At 28.2% G+C, this 26,263-nt stretch carries 28 protein-coding genes; 22 read left to right on the forward strand and 6 right to left on the reverse strand.

The genetic code is table 11. The annotated features are described in order from the left end of the window. The first annotated feature begins 6 nt into the window (after positions 1-6). Positions 7-555, forward strand: a complete 549-nt coding sequence (locus tag K0040_RS00285; protein WP_228106986.1) for a hypothetical protein — start codon at positions 7-9, stop codon at positions 553-555. A 29-nt stretch (positions 556-584) separates the two neighbouring features. Next, complete coding sequence (locus tag K0040_RS20975; protein ID WP_228106987.1) at positions 585-1,733, forward strand: SH3 domain-containing protein; 1,149 nt, start codon at positions 585-587, stop codon at positions 1,731-1,733. A gap of 112 nt (positions 1,734-1,845) precedes the next feature. On the opposite strand, the gene K0040_RS00295 is transcribed toward K0040_RS20975, so the two are convergent. From K0040_RS00295 to K0040_RS00305, 3 genes are all read right to left on the reverse strand, one after another. Beyond that, the gene (locus K0040_RS00295; protein ID WP_228106988.1) at positions 1,846-2,196 is read right to left on the reverse strand and encodes a hypothetical protein; all 351 of its coding nucleotides are present in this window, start codon (positions 2,194-2,196) and stop codon (positions 1,846-1,848) included. Then, on the reverse strand, positions 2,197-2,547 hold the full coding sequence (locus K0040_RS00300; protein ID WP_228106989.1) for a PqqD family protein: 351 nt from the start codon (positions 2,545-2,547) through the stop codon (positions 2,197-2,199). It lies immediately after the preceding gene. Between the two features lie 91 nt (positions 2,548-2,638). Further along, positions 2,639-4,561, reverse strand: a complete 1,923-nt coding sequence (locus K0040_RS00305) for an OPT family oligopeptide transporter (RefSeq protein ID WP_228106990.1) — start codon at positions 4,559-4,561, stop codon at positions 2,639-2,641. Positions 4,562-4,939: 378 nt separating this feature from the next. Here K0040_RS00305 and K0040_RS00310 point away from each other — a divergent pair, with 378 nt between their 5' ends. Then, complete coding sequence (locus tag K0040_RS00310; protein ID WP_228106991.1) at positions 4,940-6,022, forward strand: DUF5050 domain-containing protein; 1,083 nt, start codon at positions 4,940-4,942, stop codon at positions 6,020-6,022. Positions 6,023-6,082: 60 nt separating this feature from the next. Here the strand turns inward: K0040_RS00310 and K0040_RS00315 are convergent, their stop codons facing one another. Next, the gene (locus K0040_RS00315; protein ID WP_228106992.1) at positions 6,083-7,099 is read right to left on the reverse strand and encodes an LCP family protein; all 1,017 of its coding nucleotides are present in this window, start codon (positions 7,097-7,099) and stop codon (positions 6,083-6,085) included. Between the two features lie 241 nt (positions 7,100-7,340). On the opposite strand from K0040_RS00315, the gene K0040_RS00320 reads away from it, so the two are divergent. The 19 genes from K0040_RS00320 (at position 7,341) to K0040_RS00410 (ending at position 25,052) form a co-directional block, all read left to right on the forward strand. Continuing rightward, positions 7,341-7,820 carry a S24/S26 family peptidase gene (locus K0040_RS00320; protein WP_228106993.1) on the forward strand — a complete coding sequence of 160 codons (480 nt, stop codon included), beginning with the start codon at positions 7,341-7,343 and terminating at the stop codon, positions 7,818-7,820. A 16-nt stretch (positions 7,821-7,836) separates the two neighbouring features. Further along, complete coding sequence (locus tag K0040_RS00325) at positions 7,837-8,697, forward strand: hypothetical protein (protein WP_228106994.1); 861 nt, start codon at positions 7,837-7,839, stop codon at positions 8,695-8,697. A gap of 270 nt (positions 8,698-8,967) precedes the next feature. Next, complete coding sequence (locus K0040_RS00330; RefSeq protein WP_228106995.1) at positions 8,968-9,228, forward strand: PqqD family protein; 261 nt, start codon at positions 8,968-8,970, stop codon at positions 9,226-9,228. 250 nt (positions 9,229-9,478) lie between these two features. Continuing rightward, a complete protein-coding gene (locus K0040_RS00335) occupies positions 9,479-10,660 on the forward strand; it encodes an EAL domain-containing protein (protein WP_228106996.1) in 1,182 nt (393 codons plus the stop codon). A 435-nt stretch (positions 10,661-11,095) separates the two neighbouring features. Then, positions 11,096-12,625: a glutamate/gamma-aminobutyrate family transporter YjeM gene (yjeM, locus tag K0040_RS00340; RefSeq protein ID WP_228106997.1), complete on the forward strand. Its 1,530-nt coding sequence runs from the start codon at positions 11,096-11,098 to the stop codon at positions 12,623-12,625. A 279-nt stretch (positions 12,626-12,904) separates the two neighbouring features. Next, on the forward strand, positions 12,905-13,165 hold the full coding sequence (locus K0040_RS00345; RefSeq protein ID WP_228106998.1) for a PqqD family protein: 261 nt from the start codon (positions 12,905-12,907) through the stop codon (positions 13,163-13,165). 251 nt (positions 13,166-13,416) lie between these two features. Further along, positions 13,417-14,460: an acyltransferase family protein gene (locus K0040_RS00350; protein ID WP_228106999.1), complete on the forward strand. Its 1,044-nt coding sequence runs from the start codon at positions 13,417-13,419 to the stop codon at positions 14,458-14,460. A gap of 245 nt (positions 14,461-14,705) precedes the next feature. Beyond that, positions 14,706-15,146, forward strand: coding sequence for a hypothetical protein (locus K0040_RS00355; protein WP_228107000.1), 441 nt, complete (start codon positions 14,706-14,708; stop codon positions 15,144-15,146). A 165-nt stretch (positions 15,147-15,311) separates the two neighbouring features. Further along, positions 15,312-16,160: a L,D-transpeptidase family protein gene (locus K0040_RS00360; RefSeq protein ID WP_228107001.1), complete on the forward strand. Its 849-nt coding sequence runs from the start codon at positions 15,312-15,314 to the stop codon at positions 16,158-16,160. A gap of 203 nt (positions 16,161-16,363) precedes the next feature. Beyond that, entirely contained in the window at positions 16,364-16,819 is a 456-nt protein-coding gene (locus K0040_RS00365; protein ID WP_228107002.1) for a DUF6323 family protein, read from the forward strand. Continuing rightward, a complete protein-coding gene (locus K0040_RS00370) occupies positions 16,812-18,197 on the forward strand; it encodes a DUF6179 domain-containing protein (protein WP_228107003.1) in 1,386 nt (461 codons plus the stop codon). The genes K0040_RS00365 and K0040_RS00370 overlap by 8 nt, the downstream gene beginning before the upstream one ends. Positions 18,198-18,293: 96 nt before the next feature. Then, complete coding sequence (locus tag K0040_RS00375; RefSeq protein ID WP_228107004.1) at positions 18,294-18,884, forward strand: ATP-dependent Clp protease proteolytic subunit; 591 nt, start codon at positions 18,294-18,296, stop codon at positions 18,882-18,884. Between the two features lie 138 nt (positions 18,885-19,022). After that, a complete protein-coding gene (locus K0040_RS00380; RefSeq protein ID WP_228107005.1) occupies positions 19,023-19,802 on the forward strand; it encodes a C40 family peptidase in 780 nt (259 codons plus the stop codon). A gap of 215 nt (positions 19,803-20,017) precedes the next feature. Then, positions 20,018-20,854 carry a DegV family protein gene (locus K0040_RS00385; RefSeq protein WP_228107006.1) on the forward strand — a complete coding sequence of 279 codons (837 nt, stop codon included), beginning with the start codon at positions 20,018-20,020 and terminating at the stop codon, positions 20,852-20,854. A 260-nt stretch (positions 20,855-21,114) separates the two neighbouring features. Continuing rightward, positions 21,115-22,809 carry a CoA-disulfide reductase gene (locus tag K0040_RS00390; RefSeq protein ID WP_228107007.1) on the forward strand — a complete coding sequence of 565 codons (1,695 nt, stop codon included), beginning with the start codon at positions 21,115-21,117 and terminating at the stop codon, positions 22,807-22,809. Positions 22,810-22,943: 134 nt separating this feature from the next. After that, positions 22,944-23,774 carry an Mrp/NBP35 family ATP-binding protein gene (locus K0040_RS00395; RefSeq protein ID WP_228107008.1) on the forward strand — a complete coding sequence of 277 codons (831 nt, stop codon included), beginning with the start codon at positions 22,944-22,946 and terminating at the stop codon, positions 23,772-23,774. Between the two features lie 32 nt (positions 23,775-23,806). After that, entirely contained in the window at positions 23,807-24,163 is a 357-nt protein-coding gene (locus tag K0040_RS00400; protein WP_228107009.1) for a NifB/NifX family molybdenum-iron cluster-binding protein, read from the forward strand. A gap of 5 nt (positions 24,164-24,168) precedes the next feature. Continuing rightward, a complete protein-coding gene (locus K0040_RS00405; protein WP_228107010.1) occupies positions 24,169-24,639 on the forward strand; it encodes a Fur family transcriptional regulator in 471 nt (156 codons plus the stop codon). Further along, positions 24,612-25,052 (forward strand): DUF134 domain-containing protein, encoded by a 441-nt coding sequence (locus tag K0040_RS00410; RefSeq protein ID WP_148558023.1) that lies wholly within the window; start codon positions 24,612-24,614, stop codon positions 25,050-25,052. Before K0040_RS00405 ends, K0040_RS00410 begins: the two co-directional genes overlap by 28 nt. Before the next feature lie 152 nt (positions 25,053-25,204). Here the strand turns inward: K0040_RS00410 and K0040_RS00415 are convergent, their stop codons facing one another. Continuing rightward, positions 25,205-25,840, reverse strand: coding sequence for a 4Fe-4S binding protein (locus tag K0040_RS00415; protein WP_228107011.1), 636 nt, complete (start codon positions 25,838-25,840; stop codon positions 25,205-25,207). A gap of 5 nt (positions 25,841-25,845) precedes the next feature. Beyond that, positions 25,846-26,052, reverse strand: coding sequence for a DUF362 domain-containing protein (locus tag K0040_RS00420; RefSeq protein ID WP_228107012.1), 207 nt, complete (start codon positions 26,050-26,052; stop codon positions 25,846-25,848). Positions 26,053-26,263: the final 211 nt, after the last annotated feature.

Below are 26,263 nucleotides of genomic sequence, written 5' to 3' on the forward strand. Positions count from 1 at the left end.
TAAATTATGTCAGACTATGGATGGGGAAGTGCAGGTTTCGATTTTTTAGACTTAGATAATAATGGAGTAGATGATGTAGCTTATAAGGCCATGGATTTAGACGGGGATAGCATGACAGATGACATATATGTAGAAATGGATATAAATGAAGATGGATATGCAGATAGCTCTATCCAAGGTGTTGATTTTGATGATGATGGAAACATAGATAGTATATTTGGTCAATTTGACACAGATGGAGATGGACATACAGATACTAATGTTAATATGGAAGATATGGACAGCGATGGTATAATAGATCACATTTATGCAGAAGTAGATCTAGACGAAGATGGTGTTACTGATGTCATAATGGAAGGTGTAGATTACGACGGAGATGGAGCTATGGATGAATTTTTCATGGAAGTTGACAACAATGGAGATGGATATGTAGATGAGGTGGCTTATGGTGCAGATTATGATGGAGATGGAATAATTGATGTAGCATATGGGCAAATCGATTTAGATTATGATGGTTATGCAGATGTAAATTATGATACTGAGGGGTTAATATAACAAAATACATATTAAATGGGGGAGAAATAGTGGTGAAAATAAAAAAAATGATTGTAACAATGCTTACTATAATGAATATCTTCAATTTAACAACTAATAAATCTTATGCAGACACTAATAATTTATACACTACAGAATACATAAAAAACCAGGAAACACAATTTATAAGCAATAATTATCTTGGAAATAGCGAAAAAGACTATGAGTATAAGAAGGGAAGCATACCAATATTAATATCTGCTCCTCATACAGTTAAACAATGGAGAAACGAAAGCTATAAAAGTGCAGATATTTATACTGGAGCCCTGGCTAAAACATTACACAAAACTACAGGAGCCCATATAATTTACAAAGCTAGTACTAATGGTGACGAAAATTATACAACTAAAGAAACTGAGTATCGTAAAAAAATAAAGGATATAGTTGCTAAGAATGATATAAAAGTAATTATTGATCTACATGGTATGGCATCTAGTAGAGAAAGTGATATAGATATAGGTACGGGAAATAGTAGTAATATCAATCTATTAGGCCAAGATTACATACTATATTTAGTAAAAAGTTCTTTAGGTAGAAATAACTACACAGTTAATAAATATTTCACTGGTGGTAAGGCTTATACGATGTCTTCCTACTGTGCGTCAAAACTAGGTGTACCTACATTACAACTAGAGATAAATAAAAAATATAGAACTTCAGACAGCAAAAGTTTCACCTATATGGCAAATAAACTAACTAAAATGATCAATGATACTTATAATAACGTATGTGTACCTAAAGGTCAGGTAGTTAATGTTAAAAAAAGTTTGAATTTACGTAGTAGTATGTCTACTGCTAGTAGAACTAATATAATAGACAAAATCAACCTTGGCAGTACTGTTAGCATATTAGACAATATAGGCAATGTTGGCAAAAGTAATCAATGGGTAAGAATTAAATACAATAATAAAGTTGGATATGTAAAAAATAATTATATTAGATTATATAATGTGGGAAAAATAGTCAATGTAAATAAAAATATCCGATTGAGAAAAAGTGTGGATAGTAAGAGTGCCACAGTCCTTAGAATACCAAAAGGAGCTTATGTTACTATACTGAACGATAAAAAAACATGCAAAATTAAATATAATAATAAACAAGGATATATTAGTAAGAAATACTTAGATGTAATATATTAAAAATTCGCTTTGTTCGAGCGACGTGTCGGCGAAACACTTCATATCGCCAATGATATATCTTTGCTCAGCTGCAGATACATCCGTTGCTCAAATAAAACACCCCAGATCATTTTTATGACTTGGGGTGTTTTATTTGAGATAAGATATATCCTTCAGTAGTTTTTTCAATTATATTTTTATTAATCATAGTGTTAATAATATTTTCAGCAAAAGTTGATGAGTTTTGAACTACCATTTTGTCTTTGCTATAAAAAAGATAAGCTTTAATACTTTTTACTTCATTTTCAATATCTCTTCTAGTTAAAACTTCCTTACTCTTGAAAGCTTTTAGCACCTTAGTTTCAGCTTTTTTATAAAGTTGATTCATAAGGTCTTTAGATTTATTTTGCTCTTTAATAATGCCCCAAGAAAATATAATAACAGTAGCAAGGGCAAACATAAGTATATAAAGTATGTATCTCATCTAAACTCCTTCTTTCTTTAGAGTTATAAATTTATTATCATCAAGAATGTTAATAAAAGTCACAAGTCTATCATATAAAGGCTCAGCACTTTTTCCAAAGTGGCTTTTCACATCTTGAGCAATATAATAAACTGATTTTTTATCATCAATACAATTCCATATATAGCTACCCTGTTTATCCAGTTTTATATGACTTTTTTGGGGAACTTTAAAGAACTTTTGTGCTATTTTATCAAAAAAACCTTTTCTACTTACTTCTAATACAATCATACCTGAAGAATCTTTTGACCAAGAAATATCAGGATTTTTTAGGGGAATAAAGTTTAAATAGTTTTTAGTATTCTTTTTCATATATACCTCCAGGTTTAAAATATAAGCAAAGCACTCTATTAAAATAGAGTACCTTGCTAAATATAAATTAACTTATTAGTAACAAGAAAATCTAAGCTTTAGACTTTTCCTTGTCCTTATCTTTGTATAAAATTGTGTATTTTAATAAAGTAAAAACTAGTAATGCAAAGCATACTATTGAACCTATTTGGCCTAAGGTAATTGTTTCAGATAAATTGATTGTATCGCCAATAGTCTTGCCGCCAATTTTTATTAGAGCTAAAATAGCTAAAAGAACCCCAACGAGACCTTCACCAGCTATAAGACCAGAAGTATACAAAATTCCTCTGTCCACTTGTTCTTTTTTCTCTGCTTCTGTAGATTTTTTTCTTTTTTCTGTAAATAATCTTACAAGTCCACCTACCATTATTCCAGCACTTAAGTGTATTGGAAGATATAGTCCAACTGCAAATGGAAGTATTGGAATACCAAGAACTTCTACAGCTAAACCTATACAAGCTCCAGCAAAGATCAATGGCCAAGGAAGATTTCCATTCATAACACCTTCAACAACAAGTTTCATAAGAGTTGCTTGAGGAGCCGGTATGTCTTTTGAACCAAATCCCCACGCAGTGTCTAATAAATAAAGAACTGCACCTATTGTTATTGCAGAAATTATTACACCTACTATTTCTCCTAATTGTTGTTTTCTAGGAGTAGCACCAACTATATAACCAGTTTTTAAGTCTTGTGAAGTATCACCAGCTATGGCTGCTATAATACAGATTATAGAACCTATAGCTATTGAACCAAGCATACCCTCATGACCTACTAATCCTGAAGCTTTTAAAGCTAGAGTAGATATAAGTAAAGTTGCTATTGCCATACCAGAAACTGGGTTGTTACTACTTCCAACTAATCCAACAAGTCTTGATGATACTGTTGCAAAGAAAAAACCAAATACAATTATAAGTAGTGCTCCAAGTAAGTTAACTGGGACAGCAGGCATTAACCAAATTGCTATAATTACTGCTAAAGCACCAAATATAACTACTTTCATAGATAGATCTTGGTCAGTTCTTAAAGTAGAGTTTTCTCCTTTTATAGAGTAGTTTTTCATAGCTTTTGAGAAAGTGTCTACTATTAAAGGAAGGGATTTAATTAAACTTAAGATACCGCCAAAAGCAACGGCTCCAGCACCTATATATCTTATATAATTATCCCAAATTCCCCAGTATCCTAAAGTACTAACAGGATCTGTTGCAGGATAAAGTACAGCATCTGCACCAAACAAAGATATCATTGGTATAAGTACAAACCATCCAACCAATGCTCCAGAGAACATATATCCTGATATTTTGTAACCACAGATGTATCCAACACCAACCAGGGCAGGTAGGACATCAATACCTATGGCGCAGTTTGTGTATCCTGGTATTGCCCACTCTATTTCACTAGGAAAAAGTTTAAGTCCATCTGTTATAAATTTATAAACAGCAGATATTCCAAGTCCAGCGAAAACTATAGAAGCTTTTGACCCACCTTCTTCACCAGCAAGTAAAACCTCTGCACAAGCAGTTCCTTCTGGATAAGGTAAAACACCGTGTTCCTTAACTATTAGTGCTCTTCTTAGAGGTATCATAAAAAATACTCCAAGTAAACCACCACATAAAGCTATAAATGCGATTTCAAATAAGCTAGGGCTACCAATCCCCCATTCTTTCATCCATATAAACATGGCAGGTAGGGTGAATATTGCACCAGCGGCTAATGATTCACCAGCAGAACCTATAGTTTGAACTATGTTGTTCTCAAGTATAGACTCTCCTTTTAAAATAAATCTTAAAATACCCATAGATATAACTGCTGCAGGTATAGATGCAGATACAGTCATACCAACCCTTAAACCTAAATAAGCATTAGCAGCACCGAATATAATTGCGATGAATATACCTAAAATGATTGATGTAGCAGTAAATTCAGGAACTACTTTGTTGGCAGGTATAAAGGGTTTAAATTCTTTTTGACCATCCATTACTAAAGTCCTCCTTTTGAATATTTAGAAAATTTAAATGAATATTATATATTATATAAATTTTCGTTGGTATATATAAACTTCTACATAAGAATTTAAATACCTTGTATATACTATTATAATGAACAGAAGGGTAGAACATATAAAAAAAGACTGCAGCATAAGAAATTAAATCTTTACTACAGTCTCATCCCAGGTCATATTTATGATCTGGGATATTTTTTAATTTTATGTGAGTTCCACGAAATATTCTGCAAAATCAGTCGGAATTTGTCAAATTTAATAATTTACAAAATAATTACATTTATAAAAAAATATGGAGAAAAATGAAATTTTAAAGTATATTAATATTAGTTTAAGGAAGAGTGGAGGATATATATGAGTAAATTAAAGAAATTTTTATCTACTATATTAATAGTAGGTATAGTAATTACTTGCGGCTTTACAAAAAGTGTTGATGGGGCCTCGGTATATGGTAACAGTAATTCAAATATTAGCAATGGAGGGTATGCAGTTGCAAATGGAAACTACTCTTATATAAGAAGTAGTAAGGCATATAAAGAAACTAAAGGTGCAAATTATTACTATATTTATAGAACTTATAAAAATGGAAGCACCAAAAAACAAATAGTAAATAATGCAGCAGAAGAACCATACATAAATGTAGTTGGAAACTATATGTATTATGTAGGAGTATATAACTCTGGTAACAGCTATGGTATTTATAGAGTTAAAACTGATGGTACTGGAAAAACAAGATTAAGAAGCAATTATGGATACAATTCAATTATAGTAAAGGATAATTATTTATACTATGTGAAAGAAAGTGTAAATAGTAGTCATGATGAAGTAGCATCTTTATGTCGTTACAACTTATCAACTAAAAAAACTGTTTCAACTTTATATACTACAACAACTAGATATATAGATGATATGTCATTATCTGGAGACTATATCTATATAGTAGCAACGGGATCTAATAATTCTATAGTATACAAAATTAACACAAAAACTAAAACAAGAACAACTGTTTATAAATATCAATCTGGCAAAAAAGAAGAATCATACATAGATGATATGGTTTACTATAAAGGAAACATTTATTATACAGTATATAATGATAAAGATCCTAATAATGAAAATGACGATACTTGTCAAGTGTATAAAGTCTCTTCAACTGGAAAGAATAATAAACTTTTATCAAAATATTTTACAACGAGTATAAATTTATACAATGATAAAATGTATTATATTAATACAAATAGTAGTTTATGTTCAATGAACTTAGATGGAAGCAGTAGAAAAACTATAAAAAAAGCAAGTGAAAATCAATGGCATTATGTCATTAATATTGCAAACAGCAGAATGTATTTTGGAACAATAGCATTTGATAAATATAATGGACTTAGTCAATCTATATATAGAACCACTTTATCAGGTAGTTCTATGACTAAAATTTAGAACATAAAAAATACTGTAGTATAAGAAATTAAATCTTTACTACAGTATTTTTGTTTTAAGTTAATAATTAAGTTGTATATTGCTATTATCTTTTAAATATTCGTTTTTATCCATATCGACATCTTTATTTATGAAGTCTTGTAAAACTTTTCTTGAGTTTAAATCGTACAACCAAACCCAACCAGCGTTTTTGTACTTACCGCCTTTTACGTGAACATCGTCAATTACTGGGAACTGTCCTTGTTTTATAGTCAAAGGTTTAAAGTTATATGCTGTAAATGCTATATCTATTAAATCTTTTGGTGTAAGATTTGTAGATACATATGGAAGCAATGTATTTAATAAATTAGGATACTGGCTAAATTCTTTATCTTTCATAGTATCTATAATTGATAACATAACTTGTCTTTGTCTCTCATCTCTATTTATAGCACTGTCAGTAATTCTTATTCTAGTATAAGCAATAGCTTGATAACCATTTAGTACTTGTTTACCAGGATGAGTTATAAGTTTCATATCACCCTTATTAGCATAAGTACACTGATCATATGAAGGAACTATATATTTGTTAGTTATATCAACTTCATGTTGTTTAACATCTACTTCTACTCCGCCTAATAAAAATACAATATTCATTAAATTATCAAAATCAACTTGAATAAATTTGTCTAATTTTATTTGGAAATTTTCCTCTATAGTTTGGAATAGCAACTTTTCTTTGCCCCAAAAATAAGCTGCATTTAATTTTCCTTTCCCCTTACCTGGAATATCAACATAAGTATCACGAGCCAGAGATGTTAGTTTAATATTTTTGTTGTTAGCATCAATCGTGGCAATCATCATACAGTCAGAACGATAAGCAAGCTCTTTCTCCCTACCATCAGTACCTAATAATAATATGTTTGTTACACCATCTACAGTTTCATACTTTGATTTATAAGCATCTTCAACTTTAGTACTTGTAGTATTTAATTTACTATAGAAATGATAAAAAGTGAATAATGGAATAGTTATTAATAATGCTAATAATATAATTACCACTTTCGTAAATTTAAATTTTTTGTTTTTTGGCGTCAAAAAATCCCCTCCGTTTTTCATTTAATCGAAATTCATAATTACATTATAACAAATATTGTAAATTTACACACTATAACGTAAAAACTATACATATTTATATAGTAATTTAGCATATATTAACTATTTTATTTGTGTCATAAGATAAGAACTTAAATATAAGAAATAAGTTGATTATTTTGTTTGAAAAACTTACTAATATAAGATACAATAAAATTATTATATGTAAAATAAGGGGAATATAATGGATAACTATGTACATACTTGCAAAGATGGCAAAGAAATAGTACCTATTATGGAAGAAATAATAAAAAATGGGGGACAGTGTAAACTAAGAGTGACAGGATATTCTATGATGCCTATATTAAAACACCTTCGTGACAGTGTAATATTAACATCGTCAAGAAATAGACCTATTAAAAAAGGTGAAATTGTATTTATAAAAAGGAACACAGGACAATTTGTCCTTCATAGAGTATATAAAATAATAGATGACAACACTTTTGCAATGAATGGAGATGCACAACAGTGGGTAGAAGTTGTAAAAAATGATCAAGTTATAGGAGTTTGCTCTAAAATTATAAGGGATAACGAAGAAATCTCCTGTGACAATTGGAAATATAAAAGTATAATAAAAATATGGCAGTTTTTTAGACCGATTAGGAATTATATTTTTAAAATTAATAATATAATGAAAAGGATTATAAGAAGAGAAGGTAAATAAGGAGAGGGTATATTTAATGAAGAAGGTATTAATGATTATAATATCTGCTATCTTAATATGTCTAATAGGTTTAGGCATTATAGGTTATTATGTGGAAAAAGATAAGGCAGCTGAGAAAGAAAGAGTAAAAACTGAAGAAAAAGCAGAGGAAACTACTAAAGGGGAAAAGTTAATAGTTGATTCTGATAAAATCGATGTTAAAAAAATAGAAGGATATACTCCTGGTGAAGACTTAACAAGCCAGGATAATACAAATAATAACTTAGAACAAGAAAACAGTGAAACTATTACTGTGGGAGGCATTAATCTTCCATATTCTATTCCTAATAAAAATATGGAAATCATAAGTATAGGCCAATATTCTGGTAAGTTTATTGAAGATGGTAGTGATGTTGACAAGGAAAATGTTTTAGCCATAATAGTAAAAAATACATCTAAGGAAGTTATAGATTATGGTGAAATAAATATGAAAATAATAGGTAAAACTAGTAATATAAAATTTAAAATTACAAACTTAAAACCAGGAGTATGCACACTTATGATGGAATCAAGTGGTAAGATAGAATTTAATCCAGATGATAAATATATATACATGAGTTCGAAAAATAACATGATAGATAAGCTACCTACTATGGAGTCTCAAGTAGCTTTAACTACTGAAAATAAAAAAATCACAGTGGAAAATTTAAGTGGTGAAAATTTAAATACAGTTTATGTATATTACAAAACTATTTCTCCAGGAGGATGTTATTTGGGAGGGATTACTTATCGCGTTAAATTTGAAAATGTTGAAAGTGGAAAAAGTGTAAGTTCTAATACTATACATTTCTCTAATGAAAATAGTGAAATCTTAAAAGTTGAATCAGTAAAAGAATAATATTGTAAATTAATTAAAAGTAGTCGCAAAATACGACTACTTTCTTTATTTTGTTATAAAAATAACCAATAAACAGCAAATATAATTAAATAATTTGAATAGTAATGCTTTATTTTGTAAAGTAATACATTGGAAAATCCCTGTCCAATTGTTGACATTAAAGGCACACTAAAGTAAAATTTAAGTGATGGTAATTTTTCATCTTGGTTTTTATTTAGTAAGTTAGCATATACTAAAATGATGAAAATTTTAAAACAAGGGGGAGGAATCATGGAAGTTAAAAAAGATTTCAATCTGCGTAAAATGGGTGGAGAATATATTCTTATGCCCAAAAATACATCACAAAGAGGTTACAATGGACTAATTAGTTTGAATGAAGTTGAAGCCTTGGTTTGGAAAAATTTAGGAAGTTGCAAAAGTGAAGAAGATATGCTTTCCTTAATTACTAACACATATATGGTGAAAAAATCAGATGCTAAAAAAGATCTGGGAGACTTTTTGGAGCAATTGGAAAAAGCAGACATAATATAAATTAGTTAGCAAATAAATAACATATATAACAAAAAAGATAGAGTGATCACTCTATCTTTTTTTATATTAAAATAATTTAATTATATAGGTATTTGTAAAGTTTTATTATAATACAGAAAAATGGGAAAATTTTATATTTTAAATTATAAACATATAAAAAAATATTATTAGTACTATGATATACAATTAATAAATACTATACTTTAAGTGTAGATAAAGAAGGGTTTATAGAAGGAGGGAAAACTTTTAGGTGAAAAAATCTTATAAGTTAGTAACACTCGTAGGAATTATATTTATATTAATAGGAATTTATTTTTATAGTATATGTAATAATTTAAACCATAAAAATCACTTAAAAACTATAAAAGTTGAAGTCTATGAGTATGAACCTTGTTATTATATTGATCTATCCATACAACCTATAAATAAACAAAATTATGGAAATTTAGTATACGAGTTTTCTACAGGACCTGTTTACATAGGAGCGAGTAAAGGAAACAAAGATATTATTGTCCATATTAATGGAGCTTTAGAAAATAATAAAAAAGATATTTTAAGGAATCTTCAAAAATCTTATGATAAATATTTTAAAATAAAAGATAATAGGAAGATATCTATGCATATCATATCAACTACCCTTATTATATTTGTAATGCTTATTTTGTCTAATATTAGAAAAATAAAATCAATAAATATACAAAGAAAAATAAAATATAGAATTAAAAATAACAGATATATACTTTATTATCAGTCCATATTTGACCCAAATATGGAACAAATAGTAGGGTTTGAAGCGTTGATAAGACAGAAAGATAAAAATGGAAACATATTATCTCCAAAAGAGTTTTTACATGAAGTAGAGTCAAATAATATGTTGTATGAATTATCTTTATGGGTTTTAGAAAATGCAATGAAAGATTATAAAATAGTACATGATAAATATAGCTTAGAAATTGGTAAATATATTTCCGTAAATATTTCAGTTGATGAACTTATTAATGATGAATTTATTAAAAAATCTATTGGACTAATGGAAAAATACAACCTATCAAGAAATTCAATTTGTTTTGAAATTATAGAAAGAGTAAAATCAGAAAGAATTAGTAAACTGTCTGAAAGTATAAAAAAATTAAAAGATATAGGCTATTTAATAGCTATAGATGATTTTGGAATGGAACATTCTAATTTAGATTTACTTGGTAAGATTGAATTTGATATTATCAAGTTAGATAGATATTTTATATATACTATATCTAAGAAATATCTGAAGGAAGAATTTATAAAGTTTTTATCAGCAGTATCAAAACGATCTGATAGTGTATTGGTTGTGGAGGGTATAGAAACTGAAGAGCAGATTAATCTTATAAAAAGCTTTGATAATGACAAAATATATGTGCAGGGATATTACTATAGTAAGCCATGCCCTATATAGAAACTAAGAATGATGTACGGATTACATCATTCTTTTTTTTACATTTTAGGAAATTATAGTTGAATTTACGCTGTTGATAAACTCTGGAATTAAGTTATATCAACTCGTTTAGGAAATGTAAAAAATGTATTTTTGAGCAACGGAGTTGCCTGAAGCGATAGCGAAGGCATCTCGTTGGCGACATGAGCGAAGTGAATTTTTTATGTGAAATTTATCTTGCATAATCGACAAAAATTGTCAGAATTAATAAGATAATTCTGGATATTTGTAAAAATATAATAAAATAAAAAATATCGTTGAAAAATGAAATTAAGAGTGGTATTATAAGTTGTGACAATTTTGGGTAACAAAAAAGGTTGTTACTTCGTGAACTCAAAATTTACAGAAAAAGGTTTAACTTGCAGTAAATGATGGGAATTATAAGGAGGAAAAATTATGTCAAAAGAAACAAAAAAACTTACATTAGTACCTCTTGTGCTTATGATATTCACATCGGTGTTTGGATTTGCTAATATGCCTAAGGCATTTTTCTTAATGGGCTATTCAGCGATACCATGGTATGTAATAAGTGCAGTACTATTCTTTATTCCATATGCTTTTATGATGGCAGAGTATGGTTCAGCTTTCAAGAAGGAAAGTGGTGGAATGTACTCATGGATGGAAAAATCAGTTGGTGGTAAATATGCATTTATAGGTACTTTTATGTGGTACGCTTCATATATGATTTGGATGGTAAACGTTTCATCGACTATATGGATACCATTATCAAACGCAATACTTGGTACAGATATGACTGGTAGCTGGAGCTTATTTGGTCTAGGATCAGTACAAACATTAGGAATATTAGCAGCGATTTGGATAGTTGTTGTTACTTTTATAGCTACAAAAGGTGTAGAAAAAATAAGTAAAATAACTTCTGTAGGAGGAACTGCTGTAACAATACTTAACATAGTATTACTAGGTGGAGGTATTGTGGTAGTATTAATGAATGGTGGTTTAGCAGAGCCAATAAACAACATAGCTCAAAGCTTTACAACTTCACCAAATCCAGAGTATTCAAGTCCAATAGCAATATTATCATTTTTAACATTTGCAGTTTTTGCATTTGGAGGTTTAGAAGTTCTTGGAGGATTAGTTGACCAAACAGAAAACGCTGAAAAAACTTTCCCAAAAGGTTTAGCTATATCAGCAGTAGTAATATCTTTAGGATATGCATTAGGAATATTTGCATGTGGTATGTTTGCTAACTGGTCAGAAGTAATGAGTGGTAGTAACGTAAACTTAGCAAATGTTACTTACATATTAATGAGCAACTTAGGATTTAAAATAGGTGTGGGAATGGGTCTTTCTCAAGCAACAGCATTAACAGTAGGAGCATGGACAGCAAGATTTGTTGGTCTTTCAATGTTCTTAGCTTTAACAGGAGCTTTCTTTACATTAACTTATTCACCACTTAAAACTCTTATCCAAGGTGCGCCAAAAGAAGTATGGCCTGGAAAACTTGGAGAAATAAAAAATGGAATGCCAATAAACGCTATGATAGTACAAGCTATAATAGTAATAGTTATGATATTAATAGTTGCATTTGGTGGAGATGACGCAAAAGAATTCGTTGCTCTTCTTACATTAATGACTAACGTAGCAATGACTATACCATATATGTTCTTATCATCAGCATTCCCTAAATTTAAGAAAAAGCAATTAAATGGTGAGTTAGAAAAACCATTTGTTGTTTATAAATCTTATGGTTTAGCTATAGCTGCAGCAACAATTGTAACAGCTATAATAGGATTTGCAAATGTATTTACAATAATAGAGCCAGTAATAACTAGTCCAGAAGGTTTAGTTAAAACACTTACAATGATAGGTGGACCATTACTATTCTCTGTAGTAGGGTATTTATTATATGCTAGATATGAAAAGAAATATATTAAAAATAAAAATAATACAAATAAAGTTGCATAATTATATATAATATGTTTAAAAAGAAGGTGAATACTATTATCACCTTCTACTCTTTTCTACAAAATAACCTTTAAAGTACTTTGGCAAATTTATTTAACTTTTTATATGATTTTAAGAAAAGAAATTAATGGCTTAAAATAATAAATATTATGGTCTGGAAAATGTTTTTTATTTTCATTGACATGAGTGTAAAATTAATATATTATTTAAAGAATATAAATATATTTTTAACAAAGTTACTATTTTAATATGAATAGTAAACTTAAGGGGGAAGTAGTTATGAAAATAAAAAAAGAGTTTTGTATGAGAAATATTTGTGGAGAAAATGCTTTAGTCCCAGTAGGAGAGACAGCTCTATCTTTTAAGGGGATAATAAAGGTTAATAATATAGGAAGTTTTATTTGGAATAATCTTGAAAGCTCAAAAAATGAGGATGAAATCGTTTCTAAGGTTATGGATAAATATAGCCTAGGGTTGAATGAAGCAAAAACTAACGTTGACGATTTTATTAAATATTTAAAGAATGTGAATATAATATAAAATACGATATAAATATGATAAGAATAAGATAAAAGAAAGTTGTCTATAAAATAAATAGTACAACTTTTTTTTATTTTGAAAAATTTAATTTAGTCAGGAAAACATTTTCGAAAAATGAAATGAATTATTTTGAAATATAACATAAATGTCACATTTGTTTTATTGATAAATGCAAAAAATTATGGTATTTTAAAGTGTAGACCATTAGAAATTTAGCGAAAAAAGTAAAATATGCAGAAAGAGGGGAACTTATGGACAAATACCTTAGTAATAAAATTAAAAACATGTCTTTAATTATGACTTTCTTTGTTGTTGTTCTTCATTCAAACAACTTAGAAGATGCATCTGTATTTAATGTAAATACATTAGTACAAAACTTTATAGGGCAAGGAATTGTAAGAATAGCTGTACCTATGTTTTTTGTAATATCAGGATACCTGTTCTTTTATAAATTTAAACCATCAACAGAGGCTTTTTTATCAAAATACAAAAAAAGATTTAAAAGTTTATTTATACCTTATTTTATATGGTGTACAGGATGGCTAATAATATTATATTTAGTAGAACTTACTGCCTTTGGTAGATCTATGTTTTCAGATAGAATAATAGCTGATTATAATGCTGTAGAACTATTTAAAAATACTTATATTTATCCTTTGCCATATCAATTTTGGTATATTAGAGCCTTAATGATAAATGTAGTGATTTCGCCAATAATTTACTATGTAATAGATAAACTAAAAGGTAAAGCATTGTTAGTGATTACAGTATTTTGGTTCTTTGATGTTATTTATTATCCTATATTAATGTTTGCAATAGGTGCATGTTTTGCAGTTGGAGATTTTGATATATACTTTAATAAATATAAGGATAAGGGATATTTATTTGGATTAGGTTATATATTAGCCATAATACTAAAAACTATTCTAATATATATGCCTCAAATACCAAATTACGAATATGTACTATTACTTGTTGAAAACATAATAATATTATGTGGTGTACCATTTGCATGGTTTGTTTATGATGTAATAGGAGAGAGATTTAAGAAGAAGTTTGACTTAGGAAAAGAAATGAAGTTAGCTAAATACGGAATATTTATTTACTTCTTCCATATTCCTCTACAATCAATTATTAAAAAGGTGTGGTTTAAAGTAATGCCAGTAAGCTCAACGAGCAGCTTGATTATTTTCTTTGTAGCACCAATAATAACAATAACAATATGTGCTTGTGTGGCCATATTTATGAGAAAATATATGAAAAGAATATACATGTTACTAACTGGTGGCAGATAAATATATTATAAATTAGAAAGACCTACATTAATTTTAAAATGTAGGTCTTTTTAGCGAAGTGAAATTTTCAGCAAGATCGTTGCATGAAATTTCATAGTGCCCACGCAGTGGCTTAAAGCGGTAGCAGAATAATTCGCCAACACGTCGCTCAAGGGAAGCGAATTTTTGTTTTCTTAAGGTTTAATTAAGGTTTTTGGGAAAAGTAAAGTTAATCAAAATGTTTTTTAAAGCTAAAGGAGGTAAATATGAAAAGAACTAATAAATCAGTGTGTTTAGTTATAATTACACTATCGGTAATATTAGGAACATTGTGTGGAGGTGTTATAAAAGTTAATGCATTGGAAAATGAAATGACTTCATCGATATATGTTGATGACAGCTATTGCCCTAAATGCCCTTATCCAAGAGGTGGAAGAGGTCTGCTAAAAGAAAGTGTAAATGAGTTAAAAGAAATGGGTAGCCTAACAGAAGATGATGTGAAAAATATTAATTCTTATATGACAAAAGATAGAGAGTCTAAAGAAGCAGAGATTAAAGAAAAAATTTACAAGACTCAATGTGAAAAAATAGATAAGATGGTAAGTGAAAAAGTTATTAGTAAGGATAAGGGAGAAAAATTGAAAGAAACTGTAAAAGAAAATACACAAAATATGAAAAGAAACATGAAAAGATTAAATAGTAAATAACTAAGGTGGCCTGATATTAAAACTAATACCAGGCCATTAATTATTATAGTGAAAAATACTTAAAAGCATATGATATTAGTATTTTTATATATAAATATAAAAGACGAACTAATATGCATTTATTCTCATAAAATATTATAAAATATTTATTATGGGGGTGGGAACATGGGCAGAACTAAAAGGCAACAAAGTTCAAATGACAATGTGAAATATACTCTTGCTAATTTAAATTTGAGAGACGGGAAGTCCACAAAGGCTAATGTTATTACAGTAATACCAGCAGGATCCGAAGTTAATGTTATGGACGCAGAAGAAGATTGGTATGAGGTAATTTATAATAATTTAAGAGGATTTGTATATAATGAGTACTTGTCAAAAACACAATATACTTGGACTGATACTGAATTAAGATCTTATCCAGACTCAGCATCAAATCCAGTAACTGTTATTCCGGCAAAATCTAGAGTTCAAGTTATAGATGTGAATGGAGATTGGAGTAAGGTTATTTATGAGGATAAAGAAGGATATATATTCAATGTGTTTTTGAGCAATGATGGTATAAAGCCAGGTGAATATGACTTTACTTACTTTGATTTGGATATGGTTAAATTTGTGAATGATAACAATATTAAAAGTCCAACTATAAACTTAATTATTACAAATTTAAAGAATCGATTAACCTATGTATTTAGAAAAGATAAAAATAATCAATGGAAGTTGCTTTATGAATGGAGCTGTACTGTAGGTAAGCCTAGTACACCAACAATTACAGGAACATTTTATATAAATGGCAGAAAGCCTTACTTTGGATCAGATACTTATAGAGTAAAATATGCTACAAGAATAAAAGGAAGTTACTATTATCACTCTATTCTTTTCAATGCTGAAGGAACAAAAATAATAGATGCTACTTTAGGTGAAGCACTAAGTCATGGTTGTATTAGGTTAGCTGTGGAAAATGCACATTGGATATACGACAATATTTTAGACACAACAACAGTAGTGATACATTAATAGAAAGGAATATTAAAGGCAAGTAATTATAATCTTGTCTTTTTTTGTGCATAAAAAAAGAGCAGCTAAACTGCATCTATTTTGTTGACAACTATAGATAATTGGAATATACTAAAAGTTAGATTTTAAAAATAATAAATTACATACTGATTTGATTATATCATAAAAAACATAAAAAGTCAAGAATATTTCAAAAAAAGGAGATGGCAAAATTGACAAAAAATATTATTTTAAGTTCTATACAAAATAAATCTATTGTTGTAGCAAAAAACGAACTCTTAAAAATCAATGATAAATCATCAGCCTATGGATTAATTTTAACGCCAGAAGATGTGGAAGAAATTATTAAATCAAGAGGTTACAGCTTAAAAAATTATGGAAGAATAGATTTGAATATGGATGTAACTAAAAAACTAATAAATAAAATATATACATCTCAATATACAGATAAAGACGATTATGTAGAAATAATTAATGATTTACAAGATATTTTTTACTATTTAAAAAATGAGACATTAGATGAGATAAGTGATAATGAAATTATAGATATTATAGCTGAATTTTATGAAAAAACTAGTGGAAGAATTGACAATATACAAAATTTAACTGAAAAATTTGCATTAGAATATAAATTAGGAAGGGTAAGTGAGGATGAATAATTTAAAATTTATTAGTAAAGACTTTAACTCTAGTAATCTTTCAAAATATCAATATACTATTTCTCTTATAAATGAATGCGTAAGGTGCGACATACTGCCTAAATTTTTTTTATATAATGTACAAACTAAAATAGGAGAAATATTGAAAGATATAATATTGAGATATACAAAAGGGGAAAGCAGCTCAGTTACAGTGGAAAAAGCAGAAAAACTTATAATTGGAATATGGTATACAATAGATGCATATATGAATACTTTGGAAAATACTAATCTAGCTATAAATATTTTAAAGAATGAAGAAGTTTCGTATATTTATGAAAAAGGAAAAATAACATTAAAAGAAGACTTCGAACATACTAAAAACTTATATGAAAAAACATTGAAAAATCAAATTTACACTGATCTAAGAGCTTATAAAGATACTTTGTATGGAATTTCTGATTTTTTTAAGTATTATAATTTAGAATTTGAACCAGATGAAAGTGTGGCAGACATAGATTATCCTTTAGCATTTGACGACTGGAATGTGGCAGGACTTTACTATATAAAAAATTATTTATGGAATCTATATTTGGAAAATGAAATCTGCAACAAATTCAATAATGGTGATATTCATAAAATACTAAAATCTTATGGAGATACTTATAAAATAGATTATAAAGATTTACTTATAAATATTTTTGAAATGACAATTAATAATAAGGTTTTTTCCGTACTTTGCAATAATAACTCCTTGGAAATAAGTAAAAATGATTATGAAAAATTAAACAATAGATTAAAAATTTCAAATAAAAATGAAGTGAAAACTTTGGTTAGTTTATCAATAGATAAAATAATTAAAGATTATAATATTGGAGAATATGAGAAAGTATACTTGAAAAAATATGAAGATAATCTTATAAATCTTACAATAGATGCATTAAAAAGAGATAATTTAATAAATCTTTTAGTTATAACAGATGAAATTAAAAATAATGAAAGTCAGTTAATTATTGATGAAGAAAGTAGATTAGATGATGAGTCTTTTAGAGAAATAATTGAAGAAATTTTGGAAAATGATAATATTTATGAAAAGATAAATATAATAAATAAGAAAATAAATTCAATAAAAGATTATATAGATATGTTAAAAAGTAATTGTATATTTGATAATGAATATTTGTTATTATTCATGTCTTTAACCAATTTAGAACTAAGTATCTTAGGGAAATTTATATTTTATGGAGAATACAGAATGGAAAAGTTAGATATAATAAAAACCCTTTCAAAAAAATTAGACACAAATTATGAATGGGAAGAGTTGTACGTAGAATATTTAAAATCCTTAAGTAAAAATAAATTAATAAAAATAGAAAATTTAATAAATGGAAAGTTGTAAGGCAAATAAGATAGATATATAATGTTTAATAAGGGACAAATTAACAGTAATCTTTAGAATAGTTTATATTAAATAAGGTATAAAAGGAGATAGCAAATGATTTATTTAGGGGAGAAAGAGGAAAAAGGAAAAGACACATCTAATATTGTAATGGAAAAATTATTAAAATCTAGAACAATATTTATCTCAGGAGAGATAAACCAAGAATTAGCAGAAAAAGTAGCTACTCAATTATTAATATTACAAGAAATGAGTGATGAACCTATAAAAATATTCATAAATAGCCAAGGTGGACATGTGGAAGCTGGAGATACTATTCATGATATGATCAAATTTGTTAAACCAAAGGTTATAGTTATAGGTACAGGATGGGTAGCTAGTGCTGGAATAACAATATATCTTGCTGCTGACAAAGAAAACAGATATTCTCTACCAAATACAAGATATATGATACATCAACCCCTTGGTCAATGCAGAGGGCAAGCAACAGATCTTCATATAGAAGCTTTAGAAATTGCTAGAGTTCGTGAAAGAATAAATAAAATAATAAGTAATGCTACAAATCAACCATTAGAAAAAGTTGAAAATGACACAGATAGAAACTATTGGTTAAATTGTGAAGAAGCAGTGGAGTATGGAATAGTTAACAAAGTAATAAGTAGTTATCATGAAATACCCACAGTATAAGAAAGAGGAGAGCCCTAGGAGGCTCTCTTTTGTGAACAATAATTTGAATTATAACAAAAACAAGTTTAGGCCTAAATAAAGAAAATTAATTGCCGTATTATATAAATTATAAAAACAAATTATAAATTGGAGTAAGATATGAGTGAAATTAATCAAATAGCTTTAAGTAGACTGCTACAGGCAATGAGTACTAGTGCAAGTCTAAATAGTAATAATAGTTCATCAAGTAATTCATCATATGACTTTGTTTCGGTCTTATCAAATAGTTTACTAAATTCTAATAATTTAGGAGGGTCTTGTACTTCTTGTAATGGGGCAGGAAATTTATTAGGTAATATTTGTAATTTAAATAATAATAATTTATATTCTAATGACTTAAATGCACTTACTACACTTCTTGGAAGTATGAATTCTGATAGAATAAATGTAAACGTAAATTATGTAAAACCTGAAGATCTTAAGTCAAGTAATGCTAATACAATAGCAAATATAGAAATATCAGTTGGTGATAGTAAAAAGACTGAAAATGTTAGTAATTCAACTAGCAAAAGCAAAATGGACAAAGCCGTAGACTTGCTAAAAGAACAAGTAGGAAAAAAATATGTGTGGGGAGCAACAGGGCCAAACAATTTTGATTGTTCCGGGTTAACACAATATATTTACAAAAAAGCTTTGGGTAAAAATATACCAAGGGTTTCATATGAACAAAGTGAATATGGAAAATCTGTTAAGAAAAAAGATTTACAAGTAGGAGATTTAATATTCTTCGATACAATGGGAAAAGGAAGAGTAAGTCATGTAGGTATGTATATAGGCAACAATGAATTTATACATGCATCTAACCCAAGAGATGGTGTGAAAAAATCAACTCTAACTGGATATTATGAAAAAAAATACATATGTGCAAGAAGACCATAATTTAAATTGAATAAAACATAAGGAATAAGAGAAAACTTTTATAGGATGATATAAACATACTATGAAGGTTTTCTTTTTGTTTTAAAATATATTTAAAAATAAAAAAATTGATAATCAAAACAAAATGTTGACATTACATTAGTCAAATAATATAATTAAATTAGTTATCGGTCGGATGACCGACTTGTTAAATAGTATAATTTAAGGAGTAAATTATGAATAAAATAAAGATAATAACAGATAGCTCTTGTGATTTAAATAAGGATATAATTGAAAAATATAATATAAAAGTTGTACCGCTAAATGTTTCTTTTGGAGAAGATGTATACATAGATGGAGAATTGGATAATAAAGAATTTTATGAAAGAATGAGAAATTCAAAGGAACTTCCTAAAACTTCATGTCCATCACCAGAAAAATTTATGCAAAGTTACCAAGGTGATGAAGATGTGATAGTACTTACAATAGCATCCGCATTATCAGGTACTTACTCAGCGGCCCTTCTTGCAAAGAATATGGTATTAGAGGAAAATCCTAATAAAAAAATAGCTGTATTAGATACAGAAGCAGGATCCATAGGACATGGACAATTTGTAGTAAAAGCCGCTAAATTAATGGATGAAGGAAAGAATTTTGATGAAATAGTAGATACGATTGAAAAATTAAAGAAAGATAAATTCTTCTATGGTTCATTAGAGACTTTAGAAAATGCTATCAAAGGTGGAAGAGTAAATCCCCTTGCAGGAAAACTTATAAATGCTTTAAATATGAAAGTAATAATAAAAGTTAGTGAGGGTGTTGTAAAACCAGTAGATTCAGCTAGAGGATGCAATAATTCTATTAAAAAAGTTGTAGGAAAAACCAGCGATATTATTAGTAATGGAAAATATACATCACTAGCCATAGCTCATGCAAACTGTTTAGAAAAAGCTGAAAAAGCTAAGGAAATGATATTAAAAAATCATAGTTTTGAAGAGATTATTATAACTGAAATTGGTTCAGTTATGGGAACTTATACATCAGAAGGCGCTATATTAGTAAGTGTATTATAAAAATAAATTTGATAGCTATCCATAATAATTATTATGAGATAGCTTTTTTGCATGTTAGGAAATTATAATTTTTTTCATATTGTATAATGCTAATTGATATTGATGATTTTAAAAAGTTAATGATAAATTTGGACATAAGGTTGGAGATATAGTTCTTCAATAAGTTTCATCATGTATGAAAAAAAATTTAAGAGAAAAAGATAACATATATTTGGAGTATAATATAAGTGAATAGATAAAATTATTAAGGGGGTAAATAAATGTCTAAAAAGGTTTTGATAGTAGGTGGAGTAGCAGGTGGGGCATCTGCTGCAGCAAGGCTTAGAAGGCTAAATGAAGATTTTGAAATTATTATGTTTGAAAAGGGAGAATACATATCATTTGCCAACTGCGGTCTTCCATACTACATAGGGGATAGCATAAAAAATAGAGGTTTTCTTCTTGTTCAAACTGTAGAAGGAATGAAAGAAAGATTTAAACTAGACGTAAGAAACTTAAGTGAAGTAATAGAAATAGATAAAAACAATAAAAAAGTTAAGGTAAAAAATCATGAAAGTGGAGAAGTATACGAAGAAACCTACGACAAGTTAATACTTTCACCAGGAGCCATGCCTAAAATACCTGATATAGAGGGAATAAAATCTTGTAAAAATTTATTTACTCTTAGAAATATTGCAGATACAGATAAAATTAGAAATTATGTTGATATAAATAAACCGCGAAAAGCTCTTGTAATAGGTGGAGGATTTATAGGCTTAGAAATGGTTGAAAATTTACATGAAAGAGGAGTAGAAGTAACATTGGTTCACTCAAGAGACCAGGTTATGAAACCTGTTGACTACGAAATGGCAAGTGTACTTCATACTCATTTAATAGAAAAAGGTGTAAAATTAATATTAAATGATAAACCTGAAAAGATTGAAGATAAGGGTAGCAGGGTTGTTTTAAAAAGTGGAAAAGAAATAGAAACGAATATGATTATTCTTTCCATAGGAGTAACACCTGAAAGTAAGATAGCAAAAGAAGCTGGAATTGAAGTAAATGAAAAAGGAGCTATTGTAGTAAATAGTAAAATGAGAACTTCAAGTGAAGATATTTATGCTGTGGGAGATGCCATACAAGTTATAGATTTTGTAAATAAAAAACCTACTATGATTCCTTTAGCATGGCCTGCAAATAGACAAGGTAGATTAGTAGCAGATATATTATCAGGAAAAGACGTAGAATATAAAGGAACTTTAGGTTCCCTAGTAGCAAAAGTATTTGATTTAACTGTTGCAGCCACAGGAAATAATGAAAAAACCCTTAGAGATTTGGACATACCTTATGAAGCAATTCATATTCACCCAGCATCTCATGCAGGATATTATCCAGGTGCAACACAAATTTCATTTAAAATGTTGTTTGATCCAATTACAGGGAAAATATTAGGCGCCCAAGGTGTTGGAAAAGGCGGTATAGACAAACGTATCGATTTAATAGCAAACTCTATAAAAGCAGGATTTACAGTATATGATTTGCAAGACACAGAAGTTTGTTATGCGCCACCTTACAATTCTGCAAAGGATCCTGTAAACATGTTAGGATATTGTGGTGCTAATATTATGGAAAATATAGTTGAAAATACACAGTGGTATGAAGTTGAAGATCTAGTAAAAAATGAAGAATACATACTTGATGTAAGAGAAGAATATGAAGTGTCAAATGGATCTATAAAAAATGTTGTAAATATACCACTAGGACAATTAAGAGATAGATTAAATGAAATACCTAAAGACAAAAAAATACATGTATGTTGTCAAGTTGGCTTAAGAGGATATATTGCATGTACTATATTAAATCAATATGGATATAATACTTCAAATATAGATGGTGGATATAAAACTTATAGCAGTATAAAAAATGCAGAAAAATTAATAAAAGCTCAAGATGAAAATGTAGAAGTAATTTTATAATTATAAAGAATAGAGGATAATAAATATCTTCTATTTTTTTTATGAAAAAAATAGTTATTGGCATTTGACAATAACTATAAATAGTGCTAGTATCTAATTAGCATATGCTAATAATAAATGTAGGAGATGAAAGTATGACTAGTTGTAACAGCTGTCCAACTGCAGATAAATGCACAAAGGACAAAAAAAGTTGTATGATAGAAAATAATCCTCTAAATAATGTAAAGCAAATAGTAGGGGTAATGAGTGGAAAAGGTGGAGTAGGGAAATCATCCATATGTTCATTAATAGCTAAAACATTGAAAAAACAAGGATACAAAGTGGGCGTATTAGATGCAGATATAACAGGACCAAGTATTCCTAGATTATTAGGTGTGAAAGATAAAAGAGCTACATATGTTGAACAGGGTATTTTACCTGTACAAAATAAAGATGGTATAAAGATTATGTCCTTAAATTCAATTACAGATAATGAAGATGATCCAGTAATATGGAGAGGACCTATGTTATCTAATCTAGTTAAGCAGTTTTGGACAGATGTTATTTGGGAAGATCTAGATTACCTTCTAATAGATATGCCTCCAGGAACAGGAGATGTAGCACTTACAGTAATGCAATCCATTCCTATAAATGGTGTAATGATGATATCTGTTCCTCAAGATCTTGTATCTATGATAGTATCAAAAGCTGTAAAAATGACTAAAAAAATGAACGTAAGACTACTTGGAGTAGTTGAGAATATGAGTTATATAACATGTGACGACTGTGGCAAGAAAATTAAGTTGTTTGATGGAGAAAGTACCAATGAATTTTTACAAGAAAATAACTTAAAGTTGTTTGGTGAGCTACCAATGCTAAGCAGCATAAGCAAGTTGTCGCAAGATAGTGGTGAAAAAGAAGATATAGATCAGGTATTTAATCCTATAGTTGAAAAAATAATAGACGAATTAAATTTAAATAATTAAAATACAATCTGAAATTAATGGAGGAATGTAAAATGAAAATAGCAGTTGCAAGTGAAAATAAGTGTGTAAGTGGCCATTTTGGGCATTGTGAAGGATTCGAAATATATGATATAGAGAATAATAGTATTGTAAAAAAAGAATTTGTTGCTAATCCAGGTCATAGACCAGGATTTTTACCAGTATTTTTAAAAGATTTAGATGTAAATATTATTATATCAGGTGGTATGGGGGAAACAGCGCAACAATTATTTGTTGATAATAATATAAATGTAATAGTAGGGGCTTGTGGACCAACTGATGATATAGTAAATAAATATATTGGTGGTACACTAGTATCAAGTGGGAGCCTTTGTAGAGAACACATGCATGAAGGCCACTGTAATGATTAAATAACATGAATGATATTGTTGTAAGGGTAGAAAAAATTTTAAAAAATAATGGGTATAAATGCACTATTCAAAAACTAGCCATATTAGAAATATTAATAGAAAGTAAAACACATCTAAACTCAAAAGAAATACACTATAAATTAAAAGATAAAAGAATTGGTCTTAGTACAATTCATCGAGCTTTAAACCTTTTTAAAACATTGGACATAGTCAAAGAAATAAATATTAATGGAGTAGGATATTTTGAATTAAAAATATTTAGCAAAGATCCTTTTCATATTCACTTTAAATGTTCTAAATGTAATAGTATAATTGATATTAAAAGTAAAGATGTTAGTTTACAATGTTTAGAATTAAAAGATAGAGCAGAAATGGAGAATGATTTGGATATATATGACATAGATATTATTTTTACAGGACTATGTTTCAAATGTAAGGAGGAGTTTAGATGGCAAGACCAACAAAAGTTAGAATAGTAGATTTTTTCCCTGAGAGTACTTATTTTACTCCCATAGATAAGTCTAAATGTGAATTAGAGGAAGTAGTGCTAAAATTAGAAGAACTAGAAGCCATGAGGCTTAAAGATATTGAAAAATTAAATCAAGAAGAGTGCGCAGAAAAAATGAAGGTATCTAGACAAACTTTTCAAAATATTATAGATTCAGCTAGAGAAAAAGTTGCAATTGCATTAACTCAAGGCAAGGCAATAAGAATAGATGGGGGAAATTATAGAGCAAAATTTTGTAAATTTAAATGCCTTGATTGTGACAATATCTATGAGATAAATTATTTACAAGATAAAGAAATGTGTCCTTCATGTGGTTCTAAGAATGTACTTTGTAGTAAAAAAGCACATATATGTAAAATATGGTGTAATAAAAATAAATAGCTTAAATATAAAATAAGTATATCTTAAAATGATCTTTATATTTAAATTGTACAAAAAAAGGATGAACTCATATGAGTTCATCCTTTTTGTGTAACTATCTTTTTGAGACAGTTACATTTTATTCATGACAAGTTTTATATTTAAATAGTTTTTTAACTAACTTTGCTAGAACAGCTACTACAACTGTTATATGATGTATTGCTTTTGTTAGTGTATTTTGCTTTTGATATTAATTGTGTCATAGTTCCCATTGGACAATAAACACACCAAGATTTTGGTTTGTACAATAACATTGTTATTATTCCAAGGATTGTTGATGTTAACATCATACTATAAAATCCAAAGGCAAATTGGGCTACCCAAGGAGTTACCATACTAGTATTAGTCCATGCCCAAGGAACTTTGAAAGTCCAAATTAATTTTACAACTTCTTTTAGAGCGTTTGTTCCATTAAATACTAAATAAGTATTAAATAACATAACAACGAACATTGTCATAAAGAAGGTTAAAAACCCGTATCTAAACCACTTACTTCTTAAAAATTTAGGTATATCTCTATTTTGGGATAATTTTAATTTATTACCCATTAAATCTAACATTTGACCTCTACCACAGTAAGTATTGCAATAAGTTTTACCATGACCACTTAAAGAGATTATTAAAGGTATTAAGAAACATAATACACCTAGCCAACCAAATAATATATTGAAAAACCCTAATGTTAAGTATGTGACACTTATAATCCACATATAATCTTTAAAAGTTTTTTTCTTTTTATTCTTATTCATAATTATTATTCCGCCTCCACTTTTTCTATATTTATAACCGACGCAGGACATGATTTTGCACATTTTCCACATCCTACACATTTATCTAAGTCTATTTCTGCAAATACACCTTGTTCTATGTGTATTAGATTAAAAGGACATACTTTTACACAAGTACCACAAGCTACACAGTAATCTTTATCTATAATTGCTTTTCTTTTTATTTTCGCCATTTAAATTTCCTCCTCAATGATATAAAAGTATTATAATGTTTTTATATATGAAATACAGTGATAAAGTCACTTTGAAGAAATTCTGTCGATTGTATATTAACAAGAAAATTCAGAACATTTTAAAAAAATAGACTAAAATTAAATAAGAACATGCATATAATTACTGACATAAATTGAAATTTCATAGCGTCAACGTGGTGGATTAAAGTGT

It is taken from the genome of Terrisporobacter petrolearius (genome assembly GCF_020748185.1).
In the GTDB taxonomy this organism is placed as follows: Bacteria; Bacillota; Clostridia; order Peptostreptococcales; family Peptostreptococcaceae; genus Terrisporobacter; species Terrisporobacter petrolearius.

Coding starts and splice junctions, on each gene's coding strand:
- K0040_RS00285 (WP_228106986.1), top strand. CDS start 7: ATGTCAGACTATGGATGGGGAAGTGCAGGTTTCGATTTTTTAGACTTA.
- K0040_RS00295 (WP_228106988.1), bottom strand. CDS start 2,196: ATGAGATACATACTTTATATACTTATGTTTGCCCTTGCTACTGTTATT.
- K0040_RS00300 (WP_228106989.1), bottom strand. CDS start 2,547: ATGAAAAAGAATACTAAAAACTATTTAAACTTTATTCCCCTAAAAAAT.
- K0040_RS00305 (WP_228106990.1), bottom strand. CDS start 4,561: ATGGATGGTCAAAAAGAATTTAAACCCTTTATACCTGCCAACAAAGTA.
- K0040_RS00310 (WP_228106991.1), top strand. CDS start 4,940: ATGAGTAAATTAAAGAAATTTTTATCTACTATATTAATAGTAGGTATA.
- K0040_RS00320 (WP_228106993.1), top strand. CDS start 7,341: ATGGATAACTATGTACATACTTGCAAAGATGGCAAAGAAATAGTACCT.
- K0040_RS00325 (WP_228106994.1), top strand. CDS start 7,837: ATGAAGAAGGTATTAATGATTATAATATCTGCTATCTTAATATGTCTA.
- K0040_RS00330 (WP_228106995.1), top strand. CDS start 8,968: ATGGAAGTTAAAAAAGATTTCAATCTGCGTAAAATGGGTGGAGAATAT.
- yjeM (WP_228106997.1), top strand. CDS start 11,096: ATGTCAAAAGAAACAAAAAAACTTACATTAGTACCTCTTGTGCTTATG.
- K0040_RS00345 (WP_228106998.1), top strand. CDS start 12,905: ATGAAAATAAAAAAAGAGTTTTGTATGAGAAATATTTGTGGAGAAAAT.
- K0040_RS00350 (WP_228106999.1), top strand. CDS start 13,417: ATGGACAAATACCTTAGTAATAAAATTAAAAACATGTCTTTAATTATG.
- K0040_RS00355 (WP_228107000.1), top strand. CDS start 14,706: ATGAAAAGAACTAATAAATCAGTGTGTTTAGTTATAATTACACTATCG.
- K0040_RS00360 (WP_228107001.1), top strand. CDS start 15,312: ATGGGCAGAACTAAAAGGCAACAAAGTTCAAATGACAATGTGAAATAT.
- K0040_RS00365 (WP_228107002.1), top strand. CDS start 16,364: ATGGCAAAATTGACAAAAAATATTATTTTAAGTTCTATACAAAATAAA.
- K0040_RS00370 (WP_228107003.1), top strand. CDS start 16,812: ATGAATAATTTAAAATTTATTAGTAAAGACTTTAACTCTAGTAATCTT.
- K0040_RS00375 (WP_228107004.1), top strand. CDS start 18,294: ATGATTTATTTAGGGGAGAAAGAGGAAAAAGGAAAAGACACATCTAAT.
- K0040_RS00380 (WP_228107005.1), top strand. CDS start 19,023: ATGAGTGAAATTAATCAAATAGCTTTAAGTAGACTGCTACAGGCAATG.
- K0040_RS00385 (WP_228107006.1), top strand. CDS start 20,018: ATGAATAAAATAAAGATAATAACAGATAGCTCTTGTGATTTAAATAAG.
- K0040_RS00390 (WP_228107007.1), top strand. CDS start 21,115: ATGTCTAAAAAGGTTTTGATAGTAGGTGGAGTAGCAGGTGGGGCATCT.
- K0040_RS00395 (WP_228107008.1), top strand. CDS start 22,944: ATGACTAGTTGTAACAGCTGTCCAACTGCAGATAAATGCACAAAGGAC.
- K0040_RS00400 (WP_228107009.1), top strand. CDS start 23,807: ATGAAAATAGCAGTTGCAAGTGAAAATAAGTGTGTAAGTGGCCATTTT.
- K0040_RS00405 (WP_228107010.1), top strand. CDS start 24,169: ATGAATGATATTGTTGTAAGGGTAGAAAAAATTTTAAAAAATAATGGG.
- K0040_RS00410 (WP_148558023.1), top strand. CDS start 24,612: ATGGCAAGACCAACAAAAGTTAGAATAGTAGATTTTTTCCCTGAGAGT.
- K0040_RS00415 (WP_228107011.1), bottom strand. CDS start 25,840: ATGAATAAGAATAAAAAGAAAAAAACTTTTAAAGATTATATGTGGATT.
- K0040_RS00420 (WP_228107012.1), bottom strand. CDS start 26,052: ATGGCGAAAATAAAAAGAAAAGCAATTATAGATAAAGATTACTGTGTA.